Annotated in this window: 18 protein-coding genes and 2 pseudogenes; 8 read left to right on the top strand and 12 right to left on the bottom strand. The window is 60.5% G+C overall.

From position 1 onward, the window contains the following. Positions 1 to 132: 132 nt before the first annotated feature. The 6 genes from ACUTAF_RS20115 to ACUTAF_RS20090 all read right to left on the bottom strand — a co-directional run bounded on the left by ACUTAF_RS20115 (position 133) and on the right by ACUTAF_RS20090 (position 6186). On the bottom strand, positions 133 to 1338 hold the full coding sequence (locus tag ACUTAF_RS20115; protein WP_343351903.1) for an alpha-hydroxy acid oxidase: 1206 nt from the start codon (positions 1336 to 1338) through the stop codon (positions 133 to 135). 49 nt (positions 1339 to 1387) lie between these two features. Beyond that, on the bottom strand, positions 1388 to 2236 hold the full coding sequence (locus ACUTAF_RS20110) for a fumarylacetoacetate hydrolase family protein (RefSeq protein ID WP_445581633.1): 849 nt from the start codon (positions 2234 to 2236) through the stop codon (positions 1388 to 1390). Further along, positions 2233 to 3279, bottom strand: a complete 1047-nt coding sequence (locus tag ACUTAF_RS20105) for an NAD(P)-dependent oxidoreductase (RefSeq protein ID WP_445582480.1) — start codon at positions 3277 to 3279, stop codon at positions 2233 to 2235. Before ACUTAF_RS20105 ends, ACUTAF_RS20110 begins: the two co-directional genes overlap by 4 nt. Further along, positions 3216 to 4235 carry a TRAP transporter substrate-binding protein gene (locus tag ACUTAF_RS20100; RefSeq protein ID WP_445581632.1) on the bottom strand — a complete coding sequence of 340 codons (1020 nt, stop codon included), beginning with the start codon at positions 4233 to 4235 and terminating at the stop codon, positions 3216 to 3218. The genes ACUTAF_RS20105 and ACUTAF_RS20100 overlap by 64 nt, the downstream gene beginning before the upstream one ends. Positions 4236 to 4338: 103 nt before the next feature. Further along, positions 4339 to 5616 carry a TRAP transporter large permease subunit gene (locus tag ACUTAF_RS20095; RefSeq protein WP_445582479.1) on the bottom strand — a complete coding sequence of 426 codons (1278 nt, stop codon included), beginning with the start codon at positions 5614 to 5616 and terminating at the stop codon, positions 4339 to 4341. Positions 5617 to 5682: 66 nt separating this feature from the next. Continuing rightward, positions 5683 to 6186, bottom strand: a complete 504-nt coding sequence (locus ACUTAF_RS20090) for a TRAP transporter small permease (protein ID WP_397498010.1) — start codon at positions 6184 to 6186, stop codon at positions 5683 to 5685. A gap of 228 nt (positions 6187 to 6414) precedes the next feature. Between ACUTAF_RS20090 and ACUTAF_RS20085 the strand changes: the two genes are divergently transcribed. Further along, positions 6415 to 7950: a UxaA family hydrolase gene (locus tag ACUTAF_RS20085; RefSeq protein ID WP_397498009.1), complete on the top strand. Its 1536-nt coding sequence runs from the start codon at positions 6415 to 6417 to the stop codon at positions 7948 to 7950. Between the two features lie 7 nt (positions 7951 to 7957). Here ACUTAF_RS20085 and ACUTAF_RS20080 read toward each other — a convergent pair whose 3' ends face one another. From ACUTAF_RS20080 to ACUTAF_RS20070, 3 genes are all read right to left on the bottom strand, one after another. Then, entirely contained in the window at positions 7958 to 8935 is a 978-nt protein-coding gene (locus ACUTAF_RS20080) for a GntR family transcriptional regulator (protein WP_445581631.1), read from the bottom strand. Positions 8936 to 9173: 238 nt separating this feature from the next. Continuing rightward, positions 9174 to 10004 (bottom strand): AraC family transcriptional regulator, encoded by an 831-nt coding sequence (locus tag ACUTAF_RS20075; RefSeq protein ID WP_317527413.1) that lies wholly within the window; start codon positions 10002 to 10004, stop codon positions 9174 to 9176. Between the two features lie 208 nt (positions 10005 to 10212). Further along, entirely contained in the window at positions 10213 to 10416 is a 204-nt protein-coding gene (locus ACUTAF_RS20070) for a hypothetical protein (protein ID WP_445581630.1), read from the bottom strand. A 55-nt stretch (positions 10417 to 10471) separates the two neighbouring features. Here ACUTAF_RS20070 and ACUTAF_RS20065 point away from each other — a divergent pair. The 3 genes and pseudogenes from ACUTAF_RS20065 to ACUTAF_RS20055 form a co-directional block, all read left to right on the top strand. Continuing rightward, positions 10472 to 10837: pseudogene (locus tag ACUTAF_RS20065) on the top strand (IS21 family transposase); the annotation flags it as partial. A 17-nt stretch (positions 10838 to 10854) separates the two neighbouring features. Beyond that, positions 10855 to 11610: an IS21-like element helper ATPase IstB gene (gene istB / locus ACUTAF_RS20060; RefSeq protein WP_317527411.1), complete on the top strand. Its 756-nt coding sequence runs from the start codon at positions 10855 to 10857 to the stop codon at positions 11608 to 11610. Positions 11611 to 11711: 101 nt separating this feature from the next. Further along, a pseudogene (locus tag ACUTAF_RS20055) lies at positions 11712 to 12092 on the top strand (IS1595 family transposase); the annotation flags it as partial. 92 nt (positions 12093 to 12184) lie between these two features. Here ACUTAF_RS20055 and lhgO read toward each other — a convergent pair. The 3 genes from lhgO to ACUTAF_RS20040 form a co-directional block, all read right to left on the bottom strand. Beyond that, positions 12185 to 13375 (bottom strand): L-2-hydroxyglutarate oxidase, encoded by a 1191-nt coding sequence (gene lhgO / locus ACUTAF_RS20050; RefSeq protein ID WP_397498006.1) that lies wholly within the window; start codon positions 13373 to 13375, stop codon positions 12185 to 12187. Between the two features lie 63 nt (positions 13376 to 13438). Next, the gene (locus ACUTAF_RS20045) at positions 13439 to 14137 is read right to left on the bottom strand and encodes a FadR/GntR family transcriptional regulator (protein WP_397498005.1); all 699 of its coding nucleotides are present in this window, start codon (positions 14135 to 14137) and stop codon (positions 13439 to 13441) included. 419 nt (positions 14138 to 14556) lie between these two features. After that, positions 14557 to 14871, bottom strand: coding sequence for a Y-family DNA polymerase (locus ACUTAF_RS20040; RefSeq protein ID WP_416769207.1), 315 nt, complete (start codon positions 14869 to 14871; stop codon positions 14557 to 14559). A gap of 274 nt (positions 14872 to 15145) precedes the next feature. Here ACUTAF_RS20040 and ACUTAF_RS20035 point away from each other — a divergent pair, with 274 nt between their 5' ends. Genes ACUTAF_RS20035 through ACUTAF_RS20020 form a run of 4 tightly spaced genes read left to right on the top strand, consistent with a single transcriptional unit; the run spans position 15146 to position 21840 of the window. Beyond that, the gene (locus tag ACUTAF_RS20035; protein WP_445581629.1) at positions 15146 to 16645 is read left to right on the top strand and encodes a DUF3375 domain-containing protein; all 1500 of its coding nucleotides are present in this window, start codon (positions 15146 to 15148) and stop codon (positions 16643 to 16645) included. Positions 16646 to 16647: 2 nt separating this feature from the next. After that, positions 16648 to 17397 carry a DUF4194 domain-containing protein gene (locus ACUTAF_RS20030; protein WP_445581628.1) on the top strand — a complete coding sequence of 250 codons (750 nt, stop codon included), beginning with the start codon at positions 16648 to 16650 and terminating at the stop codon, positions 17395 to 17397. After that, positions 17394 to 20699 (top strand): ATP-binding protein, encoded by a 3306-nt coding sequence (locus tag ACUTAF_RS20025; RefSeq protein ID WP_445581627.1) that lies wholly within the window; start codon positions 17394 to 17396, stop codon positions 20697 to 20699. The genes ACUTAF_RS20030 and ACUTAF_RS20025 overlap by 4 nt, the downstream gene beginning before the upstream one ends. Beyond that, the gene (locus ACUTAF_RS20020; RefSeq protein WP_445581626.1) at positions 20650 to 21840 is read left to right on the top strand and encodes a Wadjet anti-phage system protein JetD domain-containing protein; all 1191 of its coding nucleotides are present in this window, start codon (positions 20650 to 20652) and stop codon (positions 21838 to 21840) included. Before ACUTAF_RS20025 ends, ACUTAF_RS20020 begins: the two co-directional genes overlap by 50 nt. Positions 21841 to 22180 lie beyond the last annotated feature (340 nt).

The following is a 22180-nucleotide window of genomic DNA, read 5'->3' as shown; positions in this document are numbered from 1 at the left end:
CTAAAAAATAGCCGGGAGCCATTTTCAACGTGGCGTGCGAAGCCCCCGAAAGGGTGGCTACCAAGGATGGCAGGTCATAAAAAGCTGCCTCGCACCTGAAGATTCGTGGGTGGGTGCGAGGCAGTTGGAAAACTAGCGACGAATGGCTTCGGCCAAGCCGCGCCAGACGGGATCGTGGATCAGATCGGGAGTCAGCTCCTCCAGGCTGCTGCAGCCCAGCAGCCCCAGGGAACGGTCCATCTCGCTACGCAGGATCTCGATCGCGTGGCTGGCCCCCGGGCCTTTGCCCGCGGCCAGGCCATACAGACCCGCACGCCCCAGGAACACCCCATCGGCGCCCAACAGACGGGCCTTGAGAATGTCCGTGCCGCGGCGGAAACCACCATCTAGGAACACGCTAACGCGCCCCTTGAGCTGCCGTACGATACCGGGCAGCACCTCCATGGCCGACACTGCGCCATCGAGCTGGCGACCGCCGTGATTGGACAGCACCACGCCATCGACGCCGTACTTGAGTGCCTGGGGCGCATCGTCCGGATGCATCAGGCCCTTGATAATGAGCTTTCCGGGCCACAGGTCGCGTAACCAGGCGATGTCCTGCCAGCTCAGGGTGGCGTCCAGCTCCTGGCCGATGGCACTGGCCGCGCCTTTCACCGAGTCCTGCCCTGGCTTCAACAGATTGCCCAGGTTCTTGAAGCGCGGCACGCCATGGGGTACCAGCACATCCCAGACCCAGCTAGGATGGGCCGCAACGTCGAAGGTATTGCGCAGGTCGAGCTTCAGCGGCCGGCTGTAATTGCGGCGGTCCCACTCACGATTGCCGAGGATCGCACTGTCGGTGGTGACCACTATGGCCTCTAGTTCCAGTGCCTTGCAGCGCGCCACCAGATCGGCAACGTGCTGGCGGGTGCGGTACAGGTAAATTTGCATCCAGGCACGCACCCCGTCGATGGCAGCGATCTCTTCGATGGCGACGGTGGAAGCATTGCTCAGCACGAAGGGAATACCGGCACGGGTGGCCGCCTGGGCCAGGTGCCAATCACCACGATCGGTCAGCAGGCCGTTGAAGCCAGTCGGGCCGATCAAACAAGGCATGCTCGATGGGCGATCGAAGAAGTGACACCCAAGATCGCGTTGGCCAACATCGACCAGTGTGCGCGGCTGCAGGGTGATGCCCTCGAATACGCTGCGGTTACGCCTGAGCGTCACCTCATCGTCGGCGCCGCCCTCGACATACTCGAAGGAAAAGTTCGGCAACCGGCGGCGCGCCATCTCGCGCAACTCGTCAATATTCTGCGCACGGCGAAAATCGCGCCCTGGGTAAAGGCGTCGTTGCATATTCAAACCTCATCTCGTTCAGGTGCGGGCGACAGGCGCCGCCCAATGTTCAACGCTGCCAGGCCACCACGTTCTGGCGCTGCTCACCCAGGCCGCTGATGCTGAGATGCATGCGGTCGCCGGCCTTGAGAAACTGTGGCGGTTTCATGCCCGCGCCCACGCCTGGCGGCGTGCCGGTGCAGATCACGTCACCCGGGTTGAGCGTCATGAACTGGCTGATGTAGCTGACGATCTCGTCGATGGAGAAGATCATCGTGCGAGTGTTGCCGTTCTGCCGGGTCTCGCCATTCACGCTCAGGTGCATATCGAGATTGCGCAGATCGGCGATTTCGTCAGGCGTCACCAGCCAGGGACCGATGGGCGCGAAGGTGTCGCAGCCCTTGCCCTTGTCCCAGGTGCCGCCCCTTTCGAGTTGGTAGGCGCGCTCGGAAACGTCATTGACGATGCAGTAGCCGGCAACATGCTCCAGCGCCTGCTCACGTTCGACGTACTGCGCCTTGCGCCCGATGACGATGCCCAGCTCCACTTCCCAGTCGGTCTTTTCCGAGCCGCGCGGAATGATCACCTGATCGTTCGGCCCACAGATGGCACTGGTCGCCTTCATGAACAGCACCGGTTCACTGGGCACCGGCAGGTTGGATTCCTTGGCGTGGTCGGCGTAGTTCAGTCCGACGCAGATCAGCTTGCCGATGTTGGCGATGGGCGTGCCGATACGAACACCATCCTCGACTCGCGGCAGGCTGGCCGGATCGAGCGCACGCAGCTCATCGAGTGCCTTGGCGTCGAGCGTCTGCGGGTTGATATCGGGCACGTGCTGTGACAAATCGCGCAGGCTGCCATCGGCCGCAACCAGAGCCGGTTTTTCCTTGCCCAGCGGGCCGTAACGCAGCAGTTTCATACCTTGTCCTCCTGACGGGCGCTGACCCGTACACCATTGATTTCGCCCAGCACGTCAAACAGGCGCGGCACGTACTTGTCGCCGTGGCCGAGCACCTTGGCCAGCATGAAGGTCTGGTACACCGCGTCGGAAACGATGCCGGTGGTCGGAGTCAGCTTGGTCAGCTCGGTGTAATAGCGCATGTCCTTCTCGCAGTTGGCCAGGGCGAACTGCTGCCCGGAATCGTCGCCTTTCAGGACATAGGGAATGATCCGCTCGAAGGTGCGGCTGTAGCCGCCGCTCATGCTGCAGATCTCGGCGAATGCGGCCAGGTCGATACCATTCTTCGCCGCCGTGCAGAACGCCTCGGCGAGAATGGTGGCATTGCCCTGGGAAATGAAGTTGTGGATAACCTTGGCCTTGTGGCCTGAGCCCAGGGGGCCAAGGTGGTGGATGGTCTCGGAGAAACACTCGAGCACCGGGCGCACCTTGTCGAGCACCTCGGCATCGCCGCCGGCGAGCACATTGAGGCGTCCGGCCACGGCATCCTTAGGGGTCCGGTTGACCGGCGTATCGAGATAATGGCCGCCTTGTGCAACCACCTGCGAGGCCAGCTCGGCGGTGCGATTCGGATCACCCGTGCTGCAATCGACGACGATCTGCCCCGGGCGCAAGCCAGCGAGAATACCGGTCTCGCCAGCCAGAGCGCGGCCGACTTCCGCCGTGCCTGGCAGACACAGCAGCACCACGTCGACGGCACGCGTCAACTCGGCGGCATTGGCGTATTCGCGGGCGCCCTTGCTGACCAGATCCTCGACCGGCTGACGGTTGCGGTGCGCCGTAACTCCGAGGCTGAAGCCCTTGTTCTGGATGTTGCTGGCCATGGCATGGCCCATCAACCCGAGGCCGATGAACCCAACATTGATAGCGGTCATGAGACTCCACCTTGCATGTAGCGACTGTGCCCGGCACCAGCCGTGCCGAGCACAGGCGTAAAGGGTTACTGGGCGTTGCGGACCTTGGCGATCTCGGCATTCATTTCCGCCATCAGCTCTGGGCCATATTCGGCCACCAGCTTCTCGACGGTCGGACGCACCACTTCACGCATGCGCTCGATTTCTGCCGGGGCGACTTCGTCGATCTGCATACCATGCTTGGCCAGTGCTTCAAGGGAGCTCACCGCCATGTCGCGGGATACCTTGCGCTCGTAAGCCTGGGCTTCCAGGGACGCGCTGCGAACCAGCTCACGCTCGGTTTCGTTGAGCTTGTCCCAGGTACGCTTGCTGAAGATTACGACCAGCGGGTCGTAGAAGTGGCCGGTCAGCGACAGGTACTTCTGCACTTCATAGAACTTCGAGGCCTCGATGGCCGCCAGCGGGTTTTCCTGGCCGTCGACGGTGCGGGTTTCCATCGCCGTGTACAGCTCGGTGTACGACAGCGGCACCACGTTGGCGCCCAAGGCCCTGAACGACTCGATGGCGGAGGGAATCTGCATCAGGCGCAGCTTCAGGCCCTTGATGTCTTCCACTGTCTGCACCGGACGCCTGCTGTTGGTGACATGGCGGAAACCGTGATCCCAGTAGCCCAGGCCGATCAGGCCATGCGGCTCCAGCTTGGTCAGCAGGCTCTGCCCGACCGAGCTGTCGAGTACCGCGTCGACTTCGGCAGAGTTCTTGAAGAGGAACGGCATACCGTAAAGACCGAAGCTCTTCTCAATGCCCGTGAGCAGGCCGGGGGTCACCATGGTCATGTCGACGGTGCCGCCCTGCACAGAGGAAATCACCTGCGCATCGCCACCCAGGGTACCGCTGGCGAACACCATCACCTTCATCTTGCCGTCGCTCTTCTCCTTGAGGATCTCGGCGAACTTGTTCGCCCCCAGCCCGTGCGGGTGATCCTTGGCCATGACGAAGGCGACCTTGAAGTTGTGGCGGTTGATTTCCTCGGCGTGTACGGCAGCGCTCAACAGCATGGCAGACGAGCACAGCAGTGCGGTCAGGGCTTTGGGAATGAATTTCATGACTACGTCCTCTTGTTTTTATGACGGCTTGATAGGCAGAAAGATGGGCAGAAGCCCGCCTGCACCGGTCGCCAGAGGCGGCCCGGTGCAGGGTGATAGGTCATCAGTACAACCACTGCGCCGGTACCAGCAGTAGCTGCGGGAAGAGCAGTAGCAGGCCAATGATCAGCAGCTCGGCCAGCAGGAACGGCAGCACACCGCGCGCCGTGGCCAGGAAGTCGATCTTGGAAACCCCGGCGACCACGTTGAGCACCAGACCGACCGGTGGCGTGATCAGGCCAATCGCACAGGTCATGACGAAGATCACGCCGAAGTAGATCGGGTCGATGCCCGCTTCCACCGCCACCGGCATCATCACCGGCGCCAGGATCAGGATGATCGGCGACATATCCATGGCCATGCCGATCAGCACGATGATCGCCACGATCAGCAGCATCAGCAGGCGCGGGCTGTCCATCAGCGGTTCCAGCACCGCGACCACCGAGCTTGGCAGGTCGGCGACGGTGATCATCCAGGCCGCGACCATCGCCGAGGCCACCAGGAACATCACCATCGCAGTGGTCAGCACCGACGACAGCAGAACCTGATACATGCTCTTCCAGGTCAACTCACGGTAGATCACCAGCGACACGAACAGCGCATACACCGCCGCGACCACCCCGGCCTCGGTCGGGGTGAAGATGCCGGCACGCAGACCGACCAGAATGATCACCGGCAACAGCAGCGCCCAGACGCCTTCATAGAACGCCTTGAGCACTTCCTTGAACGGCGCACGCGGGCGGGTGATCAGCGTCTCGCGGTTGGAAACCAGGTACCAGGCAACGCACAGCGACAGGCCCATCATCAGACCCGGAGCGATGCCGGCGAGGAACAGCTTGGTGATCGACACGTTGGCGGCAACGCCGAACAGAATCAGGCCAATCGACGGCGGCAGCACCGGCGCGACGATCCCGGAGGCGGCGACCAGGCCAGCCGAGGTGGCGCGGTCATGGCCGACCTTGACCATCATCGGCACCAGCAGCGCAGCAAGCGCGGCGGCATCGGCAGCGGCCGAGCCGGACAGACTGGCCAGCACACAGGCGGCCAGGATGGTCACGTAACCCAGGCCACCCTTGATGTGGCCAACCAGGGCAACGGCCATGGTAACGATCCGCTTGGACAAACCACCGGCATTCATCAGCTCGCCGGCCAGCATGAAGAACGGCACCGCCATCAGCGGAAAGCTGTCGGCACCATTGATCAGTCCTTGTGCCACGATCTGCGCGTCGAACAGATCGAGGTGATACATCATGGCCAGCGCGCAGAGGATCAGCGCATAGGAAATCGGTACGCCAATCGCCATGGCGCCCAGCAGGGAAAACACGAAAATCGCGATGATGATCATCACACCACTCCGTTCTTATTATGTGGCGCGCCCACCCGTGGCAGGCGCAGGCCAGCGGGCGTACTACTGATGGATCTCGGCGGAAATGTCCGGGCGATGGATTTCGCCGCCGACGGCCAACCGTGCGATCTCGTAGAGATGAATGAGGCAGGCCGACAGGCCGAAGAACACGCCCGAGGCATAGAACATCCCCATCGACCAGCCGGTGACGGGTGACGGCATGTTCCAGTTGATCTCGACCTGCTGCCAACTGCCCCAGAAGAACAGCCCCGAGCAGGCCAGCATGAGCAACTGCGAGAGGATCAGGCAGCCACGCTCGCCCCAGCTCGGCAAGGCACGCAAGGCAAGGTCGACACCCATGTGGCCACGCTCGCGCAGCAAAATCACCGCGCCGATGAAGGTCAGCCAGACGAAGGCCCAGCGTGAAACCTCTTCGGACACCAGGATGCTTTCGTTGAAGCCATAACGCAGCATGACGTTGCCGAACACCAGCACCACCATGGTCACCAGGCAGATGATGCCCAGCACCTTGAGCAGGGTGAAGTAACCCTCGATGAGTTTATGCATGGCGCGCGCCCCAGAGGTAGGCGGCAGGGGCGGATGGACAGGGAAGCGGCTGGGCGCCGACGCGCCCCGAGTGATGGGAACGATCCATCAGGTAGGCCTCACATTGTTGTTTTTGTGTGCTGTCGAGCAGCTGTGTGGCGCTGACACTAACACCGGAATTTATTGCGTGCAATGTTCATTTTCGTCAGTATCGTCAGCAGTCGATCACAACAACAATGAGAACGAGCCATGCAACTCATCACCAATAGCCCGACCGTGGTTATCCTCAGCGACATCGATTCCGTGGCCGTCGCCCGCCGTGCCCTGGCTCGTAACAGCCATGTGGAAAAGCTCGGCCTGACCGCCGTGGACGACATCCCCGCCGGGCACAAGATTGCCCGCCGCGCCATCGCCGCCGGCGAGGCCGTGCTCAAGTACGGCCAGGTCATCGGCACCGCCAGCCAGGACATTGCCGCCGGCGCCCACGTGCACACACACAACGTGTCGATGCCGCAAAGCCACGCCAGCAGTGAACTGCCACCGACCATCGAACGCACGCCAGTGCTGCCGCCGGAACAACGCCGCCGCTTCATGGGCTATCGCCGCCCGGACGGCCGCGTCGGCACGCGCAACTACATCGGCATTCTGTCGACAGTGAACTGCTCAGCGACCGTGTCACGCGCGGTGGCCGCGCACTTCAACGGCTCGGAGCTGCTCAAGCGCTACAACATCGATGGCGTGGTGGCGCTGACCCACGGCAGCGGCTGCGCGATCAACACCGAGTCGGAAGGCTTCAAGTTCCTCGAGCGCAGCATCTGGGGTTACGCCTGCAACCCCAACATCGCCGGCGCGCTGGTGATCGGCCTGGGCTGCGAGACCAACCAGATTTCCTCGCTGATGAAGCGCTACAACATCAGCGAAGGGCCGAACTTCCGCGTCTTCAACATCCAGAACGCTGGCGGCACCCGTGCCAGCATCCAGCGCGCCATCGAGCAGGTGACCGATATGCTCGAGGCCATCGGCCGCCTGGAACGCACCTCGGAAAGCGTCGAGCACATCATGGTCGGCATGCAGTGCGGCGGCTCGGACGGCTACTCCGGCATCACCGCCAACCCGGCGCTGGGCTACGCCGCCGACCTGCTGGCCCAGCACGGTGGTACCGCGATTCTCAGCGAAACGCCGGAAATCTACGGCGCCGAGCACCTGTTGATCGCCCGAGCGATCAGTCATGAAGTCGGCCAGAAACTGCTCGACCGCCTGAGCTGGTGGGAGGAGTACACGCGCATCAACGGCGCCGAGCTGAACAACAACCCCTCGCCCGGCAACAAGGCCGGCGGCCTCACCACCATCCTGGAAAAATCCCTGGGCGCTGCGGCCAAGGGCGGTACCAGCTCGCTCAACGGCGTGTATGAGTGGGGTGAACCGATCACCGAGCGCGGCTTCGTGTTCATGGACAGCCCCGGCTACGATCCGGTGTCGGTGACCGGCCAGGTGGCCTCCGGCGCCAACATGATCTGCTTCACCACCGGGCGCGGTTCGGTGTCCGGCTTCAAGCCCGCACCGTGCATCAAGCTGGCGACCAACACCGAGATGTATCGCAAGCTGGAAGAGGACATGGACATCAACTGCGGCGGTATCGTCGACGGCGAACTGAGCATCGCCGAAGCCGGGCAGAAGATCTTCGACATCATCATCGAGATCGCCTCGGGCGAGCCGTCCAAGAGCGAGCTGTACAACTACGGTGACAACGAGTTCGTGCCGTGGCAGGTGGGTGCGATCACCTGACCGCCCCTCAGTCCTGCAACTCCAGGTAGGGCACGGCCGCGATGCGGTTGTGCTCGCGGAAGTACGCCACGCGTTGCTTGACCTTGCGCTCGGCGGTAACCAGGTGCTCCTCCATGCTCCGCGCCGCCAGGTCGGCCCGCCCGGCGTGCAGATTCTCGAAGATGCTTAGGTGCTCACGGAAGAAGGGTTCTTCATCGGGGAAGTAGCTCTTGTCCAGCAGGATGTGCTTACCCGACAGCAGCAACGAGTGGGTACGCCGCAGGATCTGCAACATCTGCCGGTTGGGGCAGCAGCCGAGCGTTTCGATGTGCAGGTCGCTTTCCAGATCGTCGAACTGGCGACTGTCCATGTCTGGGTAGAGCGCCATGGCCTGGTGCAGACGCTCGATGTACCCCTCGATCCGCTCGGGCTTGATGAACTCCGCTGCGCGCACCAGCACATAGGGCTCCAGGCGCCGACGCACTTCGTACAGTTCAGCCAAACGCGCCTCGTCCCACTGCCCGAGCTGCCAACGGGAGCGCTCGTCGCGCTCGACCAACCCCATCAGCGAAAAGCGCGTGAGCACCTGGCTGGAGACCGTGCGGCTAATGGCGTAATGGCGGGACAGTTCGAGCTCGTTGATGCGATAGGTACCGAACAGCGACTGGTGCAGCAAGTCACGTTCGATCTGATCGTAGACGGACTTCCAGGTTTCCGTCTTGCGCGGAGCCTGAGCGCGATCATCCGTCAGTTTGAAATCGCTCGCCTCCAGCTTGCGCCGCAGCACCTTGCCAGGCTGCGCCCCGACCAGATAACCACGGCCGTCGAACTTGCAGACCAGACCTGCCTGATGCAGGTTGAGCAGCGCCTGGCGCACGGGTGACCGACTGACGCCGAAAAGCTCCGCCAAGGGTCCCTCCAGCAACAAGGTGCCGGCTTTCAGTCGCTTGCTCTTGATGCTCGTCGCGATGATTTCGAATAGCTGATCGTTGAGGTGCTTTTTCATCATTATTGTTTTCGAATTGGTCACCTTGTCGGTGTTACGGGCACTCGTCCTGCAGCTCCACGGGTATGCGCGCAGTCTAATTATCACTTTGCACGCAATGTACCTTAACACCGCCCTCCCATGGCCGGAAAAGACCACTGGAGTGTAATGGCTTGTCCCGGTCGTGAGCGAAACCTCATAGCAGAAAGGATCACGAGGTAAGCAAAAAATCAGGAAGTCGCTCCGCCATCACCATGCATCAATCGGTACTGATTGGGCAAATACCGAACCAGCGTACGCAGGCCTTGTGGAAACTGCTCTGATCGCGAAAGCCCAGTTGCGCCGAAATGTACTTGAGGCTGCGCGTGGTATTGCGCAGAAAGCTCGCAGCCTGTCGTTGACGTGCCTGGTCGAGCAGCAAGGTGAAGTTCGCCTCGTCACGCACCAGACCATGCTGCAGGCTGCGCCGACTCATGCCGAGCTGGTCGGCCACGTTGCTCAGGCCGGGGCTGATGCACTGGCTCAATTGCTCCGCAAGGATGCGCCGCACCCGCGCTTCCAACGAACCATCTACCTGTTCGCTCATTTGCGCCTGGGCGTATTCAACGTGCAACGTATGCAACGCGGCGGCAGCGGTGGGCAATTCGATCGCGCCGGCCTCCAGGCCGAATGTCATGCAATTGCTCCGCGCGGAAAAGCACAGGTTTTCACCGAACAGTCGGTGCAACTGTCGGCTGTCCTGCGGCTCTGGATAGGTCAGTTCAAGCCGCTGCGGCATCGGCTTCTGAAAGGACGCGAGCCAATGCACGATGGCCAAGACCAACGCGGCCCCTGCGTCGATGAACGCGCGTGGCGCACGCTGGGCAACGGTGGAGTTCTCCACGCCCACCAACTCGAGGCGGTCGGCATAGCGCTCCAGAAACATGTGCGAGCCATCGCTGGTCATCGGGTGATAGTCAGCCAGGCGCTGCAACGCCTGGGCCAGCGTTGGGCTGGACATCAGGACATAGCTTTTCACACGAAGCACGCTCGGATGGAAGTGTTGATAGGCGCGCAGGCCGATATCCACATCACCGCTTTCACTGACCAAGGTCTCCAGCAGCCGGTAACCCCTTCATCAAAGATTCGTACATGGCAATCACCGTGGCGCTTTGGTCAGGGACGTACCTGAACAGGATCTACCGCACAGCCTGACCGAGCTGCTAGATCTGCTGCGAATGCAGATGCAACTGCGCCTGCCCCAGATACTGGTGAATTTCGCTTGCCGCCAAGCGTTCGTCTCCCAATCGATACGCCCGTCAAGCTGGGGCGACATATTCGGTCATACCGATCTGGAAGACCCCGCCGGGGCCTATGGGGATAACCAACGCTCGGATACCGCCACTGATAGCCCCGATGTACCCGAATGGCTGCTGGATCTCTGTCAACGGATCCGGGCAGGCCAGCCGGTTGAAACACCACTGCAGGCCGAGACCCACGCAGAGCTTGCCGATCTCGTCCAAGGCTGGACCGCATTCATGCTTAATGGAGCATCAGCATACGGCCACGACATCGGGCACACAGGCCGAGCACATGCCCAAGAGCCATCGCGAGCACGCCGAGTGGACGCCACAACGGCTGATCCGCTGGGCTGAGCAGACCGGGCCGAACACGGCCGGCGTGATCAGCCACATCCTCGAACGGCGCATCCACCCGACTCACGGCTACCGGGCCTGCCTGGGCATCCTGCGCCTGGGCAAGACCCATGGCGAAGTGCGCTTGGAGCTGGCCTGCCGACGCGCCCTCAGCCTCGGCGCGTGCAGCTACAAGAGCCTCGAATCGATCCTGCGCCAGGGGCTGGAAAACCTGCCGCTGGCCCAGCAGCACCTGCCCCTGCTGCCGGACGACCACGCCAACCTGCGCGGCCCCGGCTACTACCACTGACCCCAAGGAATCCCACCATGCTGCCCCATCCGACCTTGGACAAACTCCAGACCCTGCGCCTGACCGGCATGCTCAAGGCACTCGCCGAGCAACTGAAAACCCCCGACATCGACAGCCTGAGCTTCGAAGAACGCCTCGGCCTGTTGGTCGACCGCGAACTGACCGAACGCGACGACAAGCGCCTCAGCAGCCGCCTGCGTCAGGCCCGGCTCAAGCACAGCGCCTGCCTCGAAGACATCGACTACCGCAGCCCGCGCGGGCTGGACAAAGCGCTGATCCTGCAACTGGGTAGCTGCCAGTGGCTGCGCGACGGGCTCAACCTGATTATCAACGGGCCCACCGGCGTGGGTAAAACCTGGCTGGCCTGCGCCCTGGCACACCAGGCCTGCCGGGACGGCTACAGCGTGCGCTACCTGCGTCTGCCGCGCCTGTTGGAAGAGTTGGGCTTGGCCCATGGCGACGGGCGCTTCGCCAAGCTGATGAGCAGCTACGCCAAGACCGACCTGCTGATCCTCGACGACTGGGGCCTGGCCCCGTTCACCGTTGAACAGCGCCGCGACATGCTGGAGCTACTGGACGACCGCTACGGCCAGCGCTCGACCATCGCGACCAGCCAAATGCCAGTGGACAACTGGCACGAACTGATCGGTGATCCGACTCTGGCCGACGCCATCCTCGACCGCCTGGTGCACAACGCCTACCGGATCAATCTGAAGGGGGAATCGATGCGCCGGAAGGCGAAGACATTGACGGCGCCGAGCGCCTCAGACTAACAATGCAACCCCTGCGTCGCTGCGCTCCGAATGCCTGTCCGAATGGCCGTGGAACAGGTGTCCGGATCAGCGTGGGCTGAGTGTCCGAATGGCGTGGAATCCGCACCCAGCACGCGTCAGGCATTGTTGAAGCAGATGAAACCTTCTTCCTGGAGTCCTTCAAGGGGCAACGCGAACTGCCTCGACCGCCTCGTCGGCGCGGTGGCAGCGCCAAACGACGCGGACTGTCTGCCGAGCAAATTCCTGTGCTGGTGGTAAGAGATCGCAGTGGTCAGCAGGCAGACTTCAAGTTGGAAAAGCTGGATGCACAGCACATAGGGGAGCGGCTACGCCCGCTGATAGACGCGGATGCGATTCTCTGTACTGACAGCGCAGGTGTCTACGCCCATTTCGCCAAGGTTGAAGGCATCACTCACCGACCGATTAACCCGAGCCAGAATCGACGGGTTGATGGTGCTTTCCACATCCAGAACGTGAATGCCTAACCATGAGCATTGGTTTCTTTGTGGGTCAGAGCGCTAGTTGTATTCATTGGAAAGCTCCTTGTTGTTGTCATGTGCTTACTGCACAAAAATCAGGCGCTCAGCAGCTTCCTCGCGATCATTTCCCCGATGGGGATGGCGGAGGTAGCGGCAGGCGAAGGGGCATTGCAGACATGTAGCATTCGGGCGGTTTGCAGAAATAGGAAGTCGTGAACGAGCGTGCCATCGCGCATCACTGCTTGGGCGCGGATGCCTGCTTCACAAGGTTGCAAGTCTTCAATGGTCAGCGACGGACAGTACTTCCGGCATTGCTCCAGGTAGCCTTTTTTGAAGATAGAGTTCCTCATCTCTTTCAGACCGGATCCCAAGTTGGCTCTGATCGTTCTCCAAAAGCCGGGGAAGCCTGCGAACGTAGTGACGTCGCGAATGTTCACGGAATATTTTTCGTACCCCTCTCTGGAAAAACCCAGAACAGCATTAGGGCCAACGGTGACGCCGCCGTCAGCCATCCGCGTAAGGTGAATACCTAGAAAAGGAAGATCAGGGTCTGGCACGGGGTAGATCAGGTGATTGACAATGTCATTCTTGCTTGCTGGCAGGCGATAGTACTCACCGCGAAACGGTACGATCTGGTGGTCGATTTTCAGTCCTGCGAGTAATGCAAGTCGGTCAGACTGCAAGCCCGCGCATACGATTAGCTTCGATGCTGTCCAGCTACTGCGTTCGGAGCTGACATTGACGTGAAGGGGTGTCTCTTGGATCGACATGATCGTATGACCCAAGTGGATTTCTCCTCCCGCAGCAGTGATGGCATTGGCCATGCCTCTGCAAACTTGGCGATAGTCGACTATGCCCGTACTCGGGACAAATAGACCGCCCAGACCAACGATGTTCGGCTCGCGTTCCCGCAGTTGGCGTGCGTTAAGTCGCTCAACCTCCAGCTGGTTCAGACGTGACCGTTCCTCAAGCGCGTCCAGGCGAGCCAGCTCAACGGCATCTGTGGCGACGAGAAGTTTTCCGCATGTCTCGTAATGTATGTCGTGCGCTTCGCAAAACTCTTTGGTCGCTTGCGCACCGAGTTTGCAAAGCATTGATTTGAGACTGCCTGGGGCGTAATAAACACCGGCGTGTATTACCCCGCTGTTATGCCCTGTCTGATGCCGTGCAAGCTCATTTTCTTTTTCAACCAGTACCAGTGATGACGCCGGCCGAGCTTTTAGCAATTCCAGCGCGGTTGCCAAACCAACGATGCCGCCCCCGATCACGCAATAGTCGTATGTCACATCTACATCCATTATCAGGTTGTCAGACCTACGTACCCACAGCTTGGCGCGCCTGCGCTTGGCTTATCCCAGCTTGATCCCGAACCGCAAGGCAGCAGACTCTAAATGCGCGCGCGCGCAATCTGCAGCGGCCTGGGAGTCCCCCGCCTCAATCGCTTGATACATCATTGTGTGTTCATTGCTGGCAGGGCGCGCGCCACCCGGAAGCCGCGCGGAGTTTTGCCATGCTATAAGCCTACCCTGAGCAAGCTGCCCGCCTAAGAAATCATGGAAAGCCATGAAATAATCGTTTTTACAAGCGGCGACTATGGCTTGGTGAAAGTCGACATCAGCCGCAGACGACTTGGTAAAGTCGTTAGGGTGCTCTTGCATCACCTCAAGCGCGTTGCGCATCTTCAATAGATCACCCGCGTTCCGACGAGCCGCGGCAACGCTTGCTGCCTGAATTTCGATCCACAATCGCATTTCGAACAATTGGGCCAGGTCAGTTGCCCCCCTTGATGTGCCAGGCAAGCGAAACACAGTACCGGTCGGGGTTCTCGAGATGAAAGAGCCGTTCCCTCGCTGGCTCACAAGAATGCCGTCCGCCTTTAACTGGGAAACTGCCTCTCGCACAACCGATCGACTAACATTCAGCTGTTCAGAAAGCTGATGCTCAGTGGGGAGTCTTGAGTCTGCTGACAAGCGGCCCGAGCTAATTTCGGCGCGGATAGCAGCCACTACGCGATCTACAAGGGAATCTGGGCGGACAAGTTGGATCATAGAATCATCGTCTGATTGTCAGACAAATATGATTGCATTGTGAACCAGAAACCGCAAGTGCCATTCGCCTTTCTGCATTTCTCCCGCCATACCGTTTCTCTAATAGATTTCAGCTCGTGAGCGGACCACCAGTGATGACCTGCCATGAACTAGTCTCGCGCAAGTCCATTCGGAGGTCGCGGTAGGGATGGCAGTTACCTGCCACCCCCCGCACAGATCCGTACGTGCGGAACTACCGCATACGGCTCCTGCCTCAGGTTCGTGACGCGAAGCGTTCCTCCGGATAGGGATGTGCAGTTCTGGGCTTCGGAATGTAGATGTCTGCGAGACGACCAAAGCGTGACCACTGGAGTCGGTTACGCTGGCTGCGCCGCTTGAGAGCTTGCCGCCATAGGCGGCAGACAGCTGCCCGAAAACCGTCAAGGCGGAGCAGGTTGCCCGGCACCGCGTGGCAGCGGAGCCATGCCGCGCAGCAGGCGCATCACGCGGGCCGATAGGTTGTCGTACAGCGCGTAGTTCGAGCTGCACACCTCCAGCCCGTTCTCCAGGACGTGATGGCGCACCTGGAAGAATGGTTCGCCCATCTTGATGCCCAGCGCTTTGGCTTCATTGCTGCGGCTCACCACACAGCCATCGTTGTTGCTGAGCACCACGACCGGCAGGCCGTGTAGCTCGGGCCGAAAGAGGCGTTCGCAGCTGACATAGAAGTTATTGCAATCGACCAGGGCGTACATGGCCACCTCAGCGCCGGCGCAGCGCATGCAGGTTATGGGTCACTAGCCTCCACGACTCAGCCTCGCGATGAAGTCCTGCCGCTCGAAATGGCACTTATCCGGCAGCTGGCCGCTGAACAGTCGATCAATCATGCTCAGGGGCTGACGCTCGATTTCGCTTTGCGCCAGAGGCCACAGGTTCAGCACCTCCACCCGCCAGGACAAATACGTATCATGAGGCAGCGGGTTAGCTTGGTAAGCTCGCTCTCAGACAACTCTTGTCAATGTGGCCGTCATGGAAGAAAGCGCGCAACAGCGTTCAGAACGCTATGTATCTGCCCGCAGCCAGCACCCCGCGTGGCTTTTGCTCGCCTCGCGCCGTGCTCCGCTCGTATTGGGCTGCCTGCGCACGCTGTTCGAGCGGGCGCATGATGGGATCCCCATGGAGGATGCGCTGCAAGCGCTGTCCGAAATGCTGGCTGCTTATGCCAGCCAGGAGCTTTACGAAATCGACCCAGATGCAACGCATCTCCAAGCAGGTCGTGAACTTCGTGAATGGATCAAGCGGCGCCTCGTCGTAGAGCGAGAGGGCCGTATCTATGCAACCGACGCGTTGGAGTCCGCCATCCAGTTCGTCGATTCGTTGGATAGTCGGATCATGACCTCCACGGCATCTCGCCTTTCGGTGGTTCAGCGCGAGATCGAAAACCTGGAAACGGGTCTGAACCCCAGCCCAACTGGCCGTATTGCCAGGCTGCGCCGCCGAATCCAGGATTTGGAGCACGAGCTAGCGCAGGTAGAAGCTGGCCACGTCGTCGTGCTGGACGAAGCGCAGACGATAGAGGGTATACGCGAGGTATATAACCTGGCCACCAGCCTGCGCGCAGACTTTCGACGAGTTGAAGACTCTTGGCGCGAGGCGGATCGCGCCCTTCGACACTCGATCATCAGCGAGCAGTCTCACCGTGGAGAAATCGTCGATCGGTTGTTGGACGGGCAAGATGCCCTGCTCAACACACCGGAAGGGCGTGTCTTCGAAAGCTTCCAGCAGCAACTGAGGCAGTCCGCTGAGCTGGAAACCATGCGTGAGCGTTTGCGCACCATCCTTCGTCACCCAGCGGTTCCAAAGGCACTGAATCGTCCCCAGCAACGTGAGCTACGTTGGCTGGCGTTACGCCTGGTTCGGGAGTCGCAGGCTGTGCTCCAGGCGCGCGCCCGAAGCGAGCGCGATGTTCGCGGATTCATGAAGACGGGGCTGGCCGCCGAGCATCATCGCGTCGGACAGTTACTCAACGACTTCTTCAATCTAGCGCTCAGCGTCGACTGGCAACGCCAGTCAGAACGCCGTAAGCCCGCATCTTTACCACCAGTTGGCGTAGCCATTACCGGTGTTCCTGCAATCGAGCGTCTCCGCTTCAAGACCCTGGATGACGATGATACGGGCGAGCTGGATCTGAGTTTGAAGCCGGCGGGGTTGGAGCAGATTGATGATGACTTCTGGGATGCCTTCGACGGGCTGGATCGTGAAGCGCTGATTCATGACACTCTGGCTGTGCTGGTGGAGCAGGGTCGCCCTGTGAGTCTCGGGGAGCTTGCGTCTTTGCTTCCACCTGCTCACGACCTAGAAACCTTTGCGCTCTGGTTGGCGATGGCACGCGAGGCAGGTATCGAGGTGCTGGCAGAGGAGCGTCAGCTCGTGGAGCTAGTTGACGAGGATGAGCAACGCTGGCGCTTCAATCTGCCTTATGTCGGACTCGACCACGAGGCGCTCAAGGACATCGATTGGGAGTTGTAAGCATGACAGGGATCTTCGATCGAATTGCAGGCGCCTCTGGCACCGACGAAACGGAGCTGACGTTGGAGCCCATGGCGTTGGATGACGGCATGGATGATGAACAGCCTCTTATGAGCGCCGCTGTTCAGGTCGATGAGCGCCGGACGCCGCAACGGGTACGTGAGGCCGTACAGGAAATGCTCAAGTACGGGCTGCTGGAAGAAAGTCACAAGCCCAACCTGTATCGCTCAGCGCTTTCCAATATCGAGGCGGTCGACAGAATTCTGGAACCCCTCGACCTTGCCATGGGGGTCGACGAGGTTCGGGGGCTGGTGTTTGTTACCGTTCGCCAGGGCGAGGTAGCCGAGCAGGATGAATGGTCGCACCCCCTTGTGCGTCGGCAAAGGCTGAATCTGGAGCAGTCCCTGCTGATAGCCATTCTGCGACAGCATTTCATTGCGTACGAACAGGAAAGCGGTACGGGCGCCAGTCAGGCACTGGTAGCGGTTGATGAGCTGATTCCGCAATTGCAGGTTTACCTGGGCGAGCTGGGCAGTGAGGCGAAGGAGCGCAATCGCGTCATCACGCTGCTGGATCAGCTCAAGGGGCATGGTTTGGTGTCGGCTCTGGACGCCCATGACCGCGTCATCATCCGCCCCATCATTACCCACTTGGCCAACCCGGAGAACCTGCAGGCACTGGTGGTTTGGCTGCGCGAGCAGGTGGAGGGCGCGACTACCCCGGCTGCCGCTGCTGAGGAGGACGAGGCGTGAAGCAAGCACTGCTCTGGCGTGACAGCGAGACCCTCATTCTCAGCAGCATCGAACTCTATAACTGGGGCGGCTTTCAGGGCTATCACCGTGCCGAGATCGATCCCTCAGGCACCGCCGTGATCGGCCCAACGGGTAGCGGTAAAACGACGCTGGTGGATGCTCTGATGACCTTGCTGTGCGCCAACCCGCGCTACAACCTGGCTTCCACAGGTGGGCATGAAAGCGACCGTGATCTGGTGTCCTATGTGCGCGGGGTTACCGGCCCTGGAGACGGAGGTGTAGAGCAATCTCATATCGCGCGCCAGGGTAAGACGGTCACCGCCATTGCCGCCACGCTCGAGCGTGATGGTACGCAGGTTCGACTGGGTGCTGTGCTCTGGTTCGAGGGCACAAGCTCCTCGGCGTCCGATCTGAAAAAACTGTGGCTTTTAAGCGAGTCCCCCGAGCAGACGCTGGAGCATTGGCTCAGCCAGCATCACGCAGGCGGCATGCGGGCGCTGCGTCAGATGGAGAAGGACGGCACGGGTATCTGGCCGTATCCCAGCAAGAAAGCCTTTCTGGCCAGGCTCAGGGATTATTTCGAGGTCGGTGAAAACGCCTTCACCTTGCTCAACCGCGCTGCCGGCCTGAAGCAGCTCAACAGTATTGATGAGATCTTTCGCGAGTTGGTGCTCGATGACCGCTCCGCTTTCGAGCGGGCTGCCGAGGTCGCCAGCAGCTTCGATGATCTAACTGACATCCACCGAGAACTGGAAACCGCTAGAAAGCAGCAGCGCTCATTGCAACCTGTCGCCGATGGCTGGGAACGTTATAGGGCCTTGCAAGAACAGTTGCAGGATAAACAAGCGCTCGAAGGCATCCTCCCGGTCTGGTTCGCCGAACAGGGGTATCGCCTGTGGTTGGCTGAAACCAACAGGCTTGAGAAGGCGCAAAAACAGGCCGAACTGAATCAGGAGCAATGCAGGGGACAGTTTGATATCCAGAAGGGCGTGGTCGATCAGCATCGTCAGCGCTACCTGCGAGTAGGCGGTGCAGAGATAGATCTATTGCGCGCGCGCATCGCGGATTGGGTTCGGGAGTTTGATAAACGGCGCCTGAAAGCCGAGCAGTACCAGCGTTTGGCCAAAGGGCTAGGACTCGTGGAGGAGTTATCAGCCGCTGCGCTCGAGGAAAATCAGCAGCAGATCACGGCACGCCTGGAAGTACTGGCCGAGCAAATTACTGAGGCACGGCAAAAGGCGTTCGATACAGGCATTGTCCAGAAAGAACTCGATGGCCGCCTGCAGAGCTTGCAGCAGGAGCGTGCCGAGGTCGAACGACGGCCAGGCTCGAACCTGCCTGGGCATTTTCATGCTTTTCGAGGGGAGCTGGCGCAGATGCTTGGCGTCGATGAATCGGCCCTGCCTTTCGTTGCCGAGCTGGTGCAGGTCAAGCCCGAGGAGCTGGCCTGGCGGGGGGCCATCGAGCGGGCAATCGGCAGCCACCGCCTGCGTATCCTGGTGCCGCAGGGTGCGTCCGAGGCTGCACTGCGTTGGGTGAACCAACGACACAACCGCTTGCATGTGCGCTTGTTGGAGGTCAAGGAACCGTCGTCGCGCCCTGTGTTCTTCGACGATGGTTATACCCGCAAGCTGACCTTCAAGGAGCATCCGTACCGCGAAGCGGTAAAGGCGCTACTGGCGGACAACGACCGACATTGCGTGGAGAGCACGGAGCAATTGCGTCATACCCCGCACGCCATGACGGCTCAGGGGCTGATGTCGGGTAAAGAACGCTTCTTCGACAAGCAGGACCAGAAGCGCCTCGATGAAGACTGGCTGACCGGCTTCGATAACCTCGACCGTCTGGCCTTCCTGACTGAACAAATTCGCGAGGTCAATGAACAGCTCGCGCCTGCCAAGCTGGCCTTGGATGCTGCCCAGGGCGATGTCCGCAAGTTGGAGGATCAAGCTTCGCTGCTGCAGCGCGTCGAAGAACTGCAGTTCGAGGAGATTGATCTGCCGGGCGCCGAGCGTCAGCTGGAGTCGCTGCGTGCTCAGCTGGACACCCTGACACGTCCCGACTCTGACCTCGCCCTTATCAAGGCTGAGCTGGATGAAGCTGAGGCATTGCTGGACTCTCTGGATCGACAGAGGCAACAACTTATCGAGCAGTGCGGTCAGTTGAAAATTCAGTTCGAGCAGGCCGCATCCGCTACCCGTAAGGCTTATCGCGGCGCCGAAAAGGGGCTGAGCGATACGCAACGCGAGTTGGCGCTAGCGCACTTCCCGACGCTGAGCGCTGCTGACCTCGGCGATATTGTCGAGCTGGAGCGCAAGCATACGCATGAGCTTCAAGGGCAGCTCAAAGCGCTGGGTGAGAAACTGGGCGATCAGAAATCCGAGCTTGCCAAACGTATGTCCGACGCCCTGAAGGTTGACACCGGTGCGCTGTCAGAGGTCGGGCGGGAGCTGGTGGACGTACCAAAGTATCTGGAGCGTCTACGTGTGCTGACCGAGGAAGCCCTGCCCGAGAAACTCAAGCGCTTCCTGGAATACCTCAATCGTTCCTCGGATGACGGCGTCACCCAGCTACTTAGCTATATCGACCATGAAGTCTCGGTGATCGAGGAGCGTCTGGATGACCTGAACAGTACGATGCAGCGTGTTGACTTTCAGCCCGGGCGCTATCTGCGCTTGGTTGCGACAAAGGTCATCCATGCAAGCCTGCGCACCTTGCAACAGGCTCAGCGCCAACTGAACTCGGCGCGTTTCATCGATGATGAAGGCGAGAGCCATTACAAGGCATTACAGGAGCTCGTTGGACTGCTCAAAGATGCCTGCGAGCACAGCAGGAATCAGGGCGCCAAAGCGCTTCTGGATCCGCGCTTCCGCCTGGAGTTCGCGGTCTCAGTGATCGATCGAGAAAGCAAGAGTGTCATCGAAACCCGAACAGGCTCTCAGGGCGGTAGTGGTGGTGAGAAGGAGATCATCGCCTCCTATGTGCTGACCGCATCACTCAGCTATGCGCTTTGTCCCGACGGCAGCAGCCGGCCGTTGTTCGGCACCATCGTGCTCGACGAGGCGTTCTCGCGCAGCTCCCATGCGGTTGCCGGTCGGATCATCGCGGCGCTGAGGGAATTCGGCTTGCACGCTGTCTTCATCACGCCCAACAAGGAAATGCGGCTGTTGCGCCACCATACGCGTTCGGCAGTCGTCGTTCATCGGCGCGGCGTGGAATCCAGTCTAGTTTCCCTGAGCTGGGAAGCGTTGGATGAGCATCATCAACAGCGCATCAAGGCCATGCATGAAGTCGCCCACTGACATCAGTCGCAGCCTGGCCAGACAATGGCAGCGCTCCAGCGTACGCTTGGAACGCTTGCTCAATCCCGCTAGCTGGCCGCAAAGCCTCAACATCGGCAAGCCTTCGGCACGTCTATTCACTGACAACATCCAGGCGGTACTCCGGCATGTGGAGAACTGGCGGAGCGTGAGCGTGGGTAAAGTCGACTGGGAGCCCGTCAGCTACCGAGCAGGGCTGGCCCCCATTTCCTTGCCGATGCGTTGGCACTTGCGTAGCCCCTCCGAATGGATTGCCGCGAGCGATGATCCAAGGGTCAGCCAGGAATACGCTCAACTCGAGTATCTGGTCGAGCAGGTAGACAGTGCCTTTCATGCGCTGCTGGTGGCACAACGGAGCTTGTGGTTGACGAAGCCGTCTGAAGAAGTCGTCGCCACGGCGCGACTCGCCACCCGGTTGTCGCCAGGCTGTGCCCGAGGCCGTCCGCTGCGCCTGCTTGCCGAGCACGGCGTAGACACCAAGTTTTTCGAGCGCAACGCCAGCTTGCTGACCTGGCTCCTCGACGAGCGCTTCGAAGGCGCGGCGTCCGAGCAAGGCCTGACGACTTTTCTGGATGCCTTTGAAGAAAGCAGCCACTGGGTTCTGGTCGTTCCCCTTCAGCCTGAGCTGTTGCCCTTCAAGCGGCTCAGACTCACCACTGCGGAACTGGCCGAAACCCCACTTCCCGGTTCGCGATTGCTCGTGGTGGAAAATGAGCAATGCATTCACTTGCTGCCTGAGAAATTACCGGACACCCTGGCTGTGCTGGGCTCAGGACTCGATTTGCAGTGGCTAGCGTCCGCGCACCTGGCCGGGAAACAGATCGCATACTGGGGCGATATGGATACCTGGGGCTTGCTGATGCTGGCGCGAGCGAGACTCCATCAACCAGCAGTCGAAGCACTATTGATGGAGCAAGAGCTGTTTGAGCAGCACTCACCGGTGAGCGCAGTCGTCGAGCCGACCAAAGCTCTGGATTCGGCACCGCCTGGTTTGCTGGCTGACGAAGCGGACTTCTATCGGTATCTGCTGGTGCAAGAACGAGGACGTCTTGAGCAGGAGTACCTGCCAAAGGAACAAGTTGAGCGCGCTATCGAGCAGTGGGCTCGAAAGATTCCTGTATAGAGCGGCTGGCGGTGGGCTCAATAGCCCTGTAATCCTGAGACCGCCTACCCTTAAACCACAATCTTCAGATATTCCTTCTCTGAAATTGCCAACGTTGATCGCTTTAGGCGGCCGGTTTTCAGCGTTGGTCTGCAGCGAGCCTTTCCACCTCCTCGACGAGACTAAGGGCGATTCACGATTCCGGTCGACTTAAAGCGCCGGAGGCCGGGATGCTCACGGATTTCCGGTCAGTTGAGTTGCACCATGGCCGAGCCGATCTCGCGCTCGCCAGATTCCGGTCTGATGACGCGACCAGGAGCGCTCGGCTGTTTCCGGTTGCGCTGGAGCGTATGGTCGGGGC

The organism is Pseudomonas sp. SP16.1 (assembly GCF_052682975.1).
This window is presented reverse-complemented; position numbering and strand designations above follow the sequence as displayed.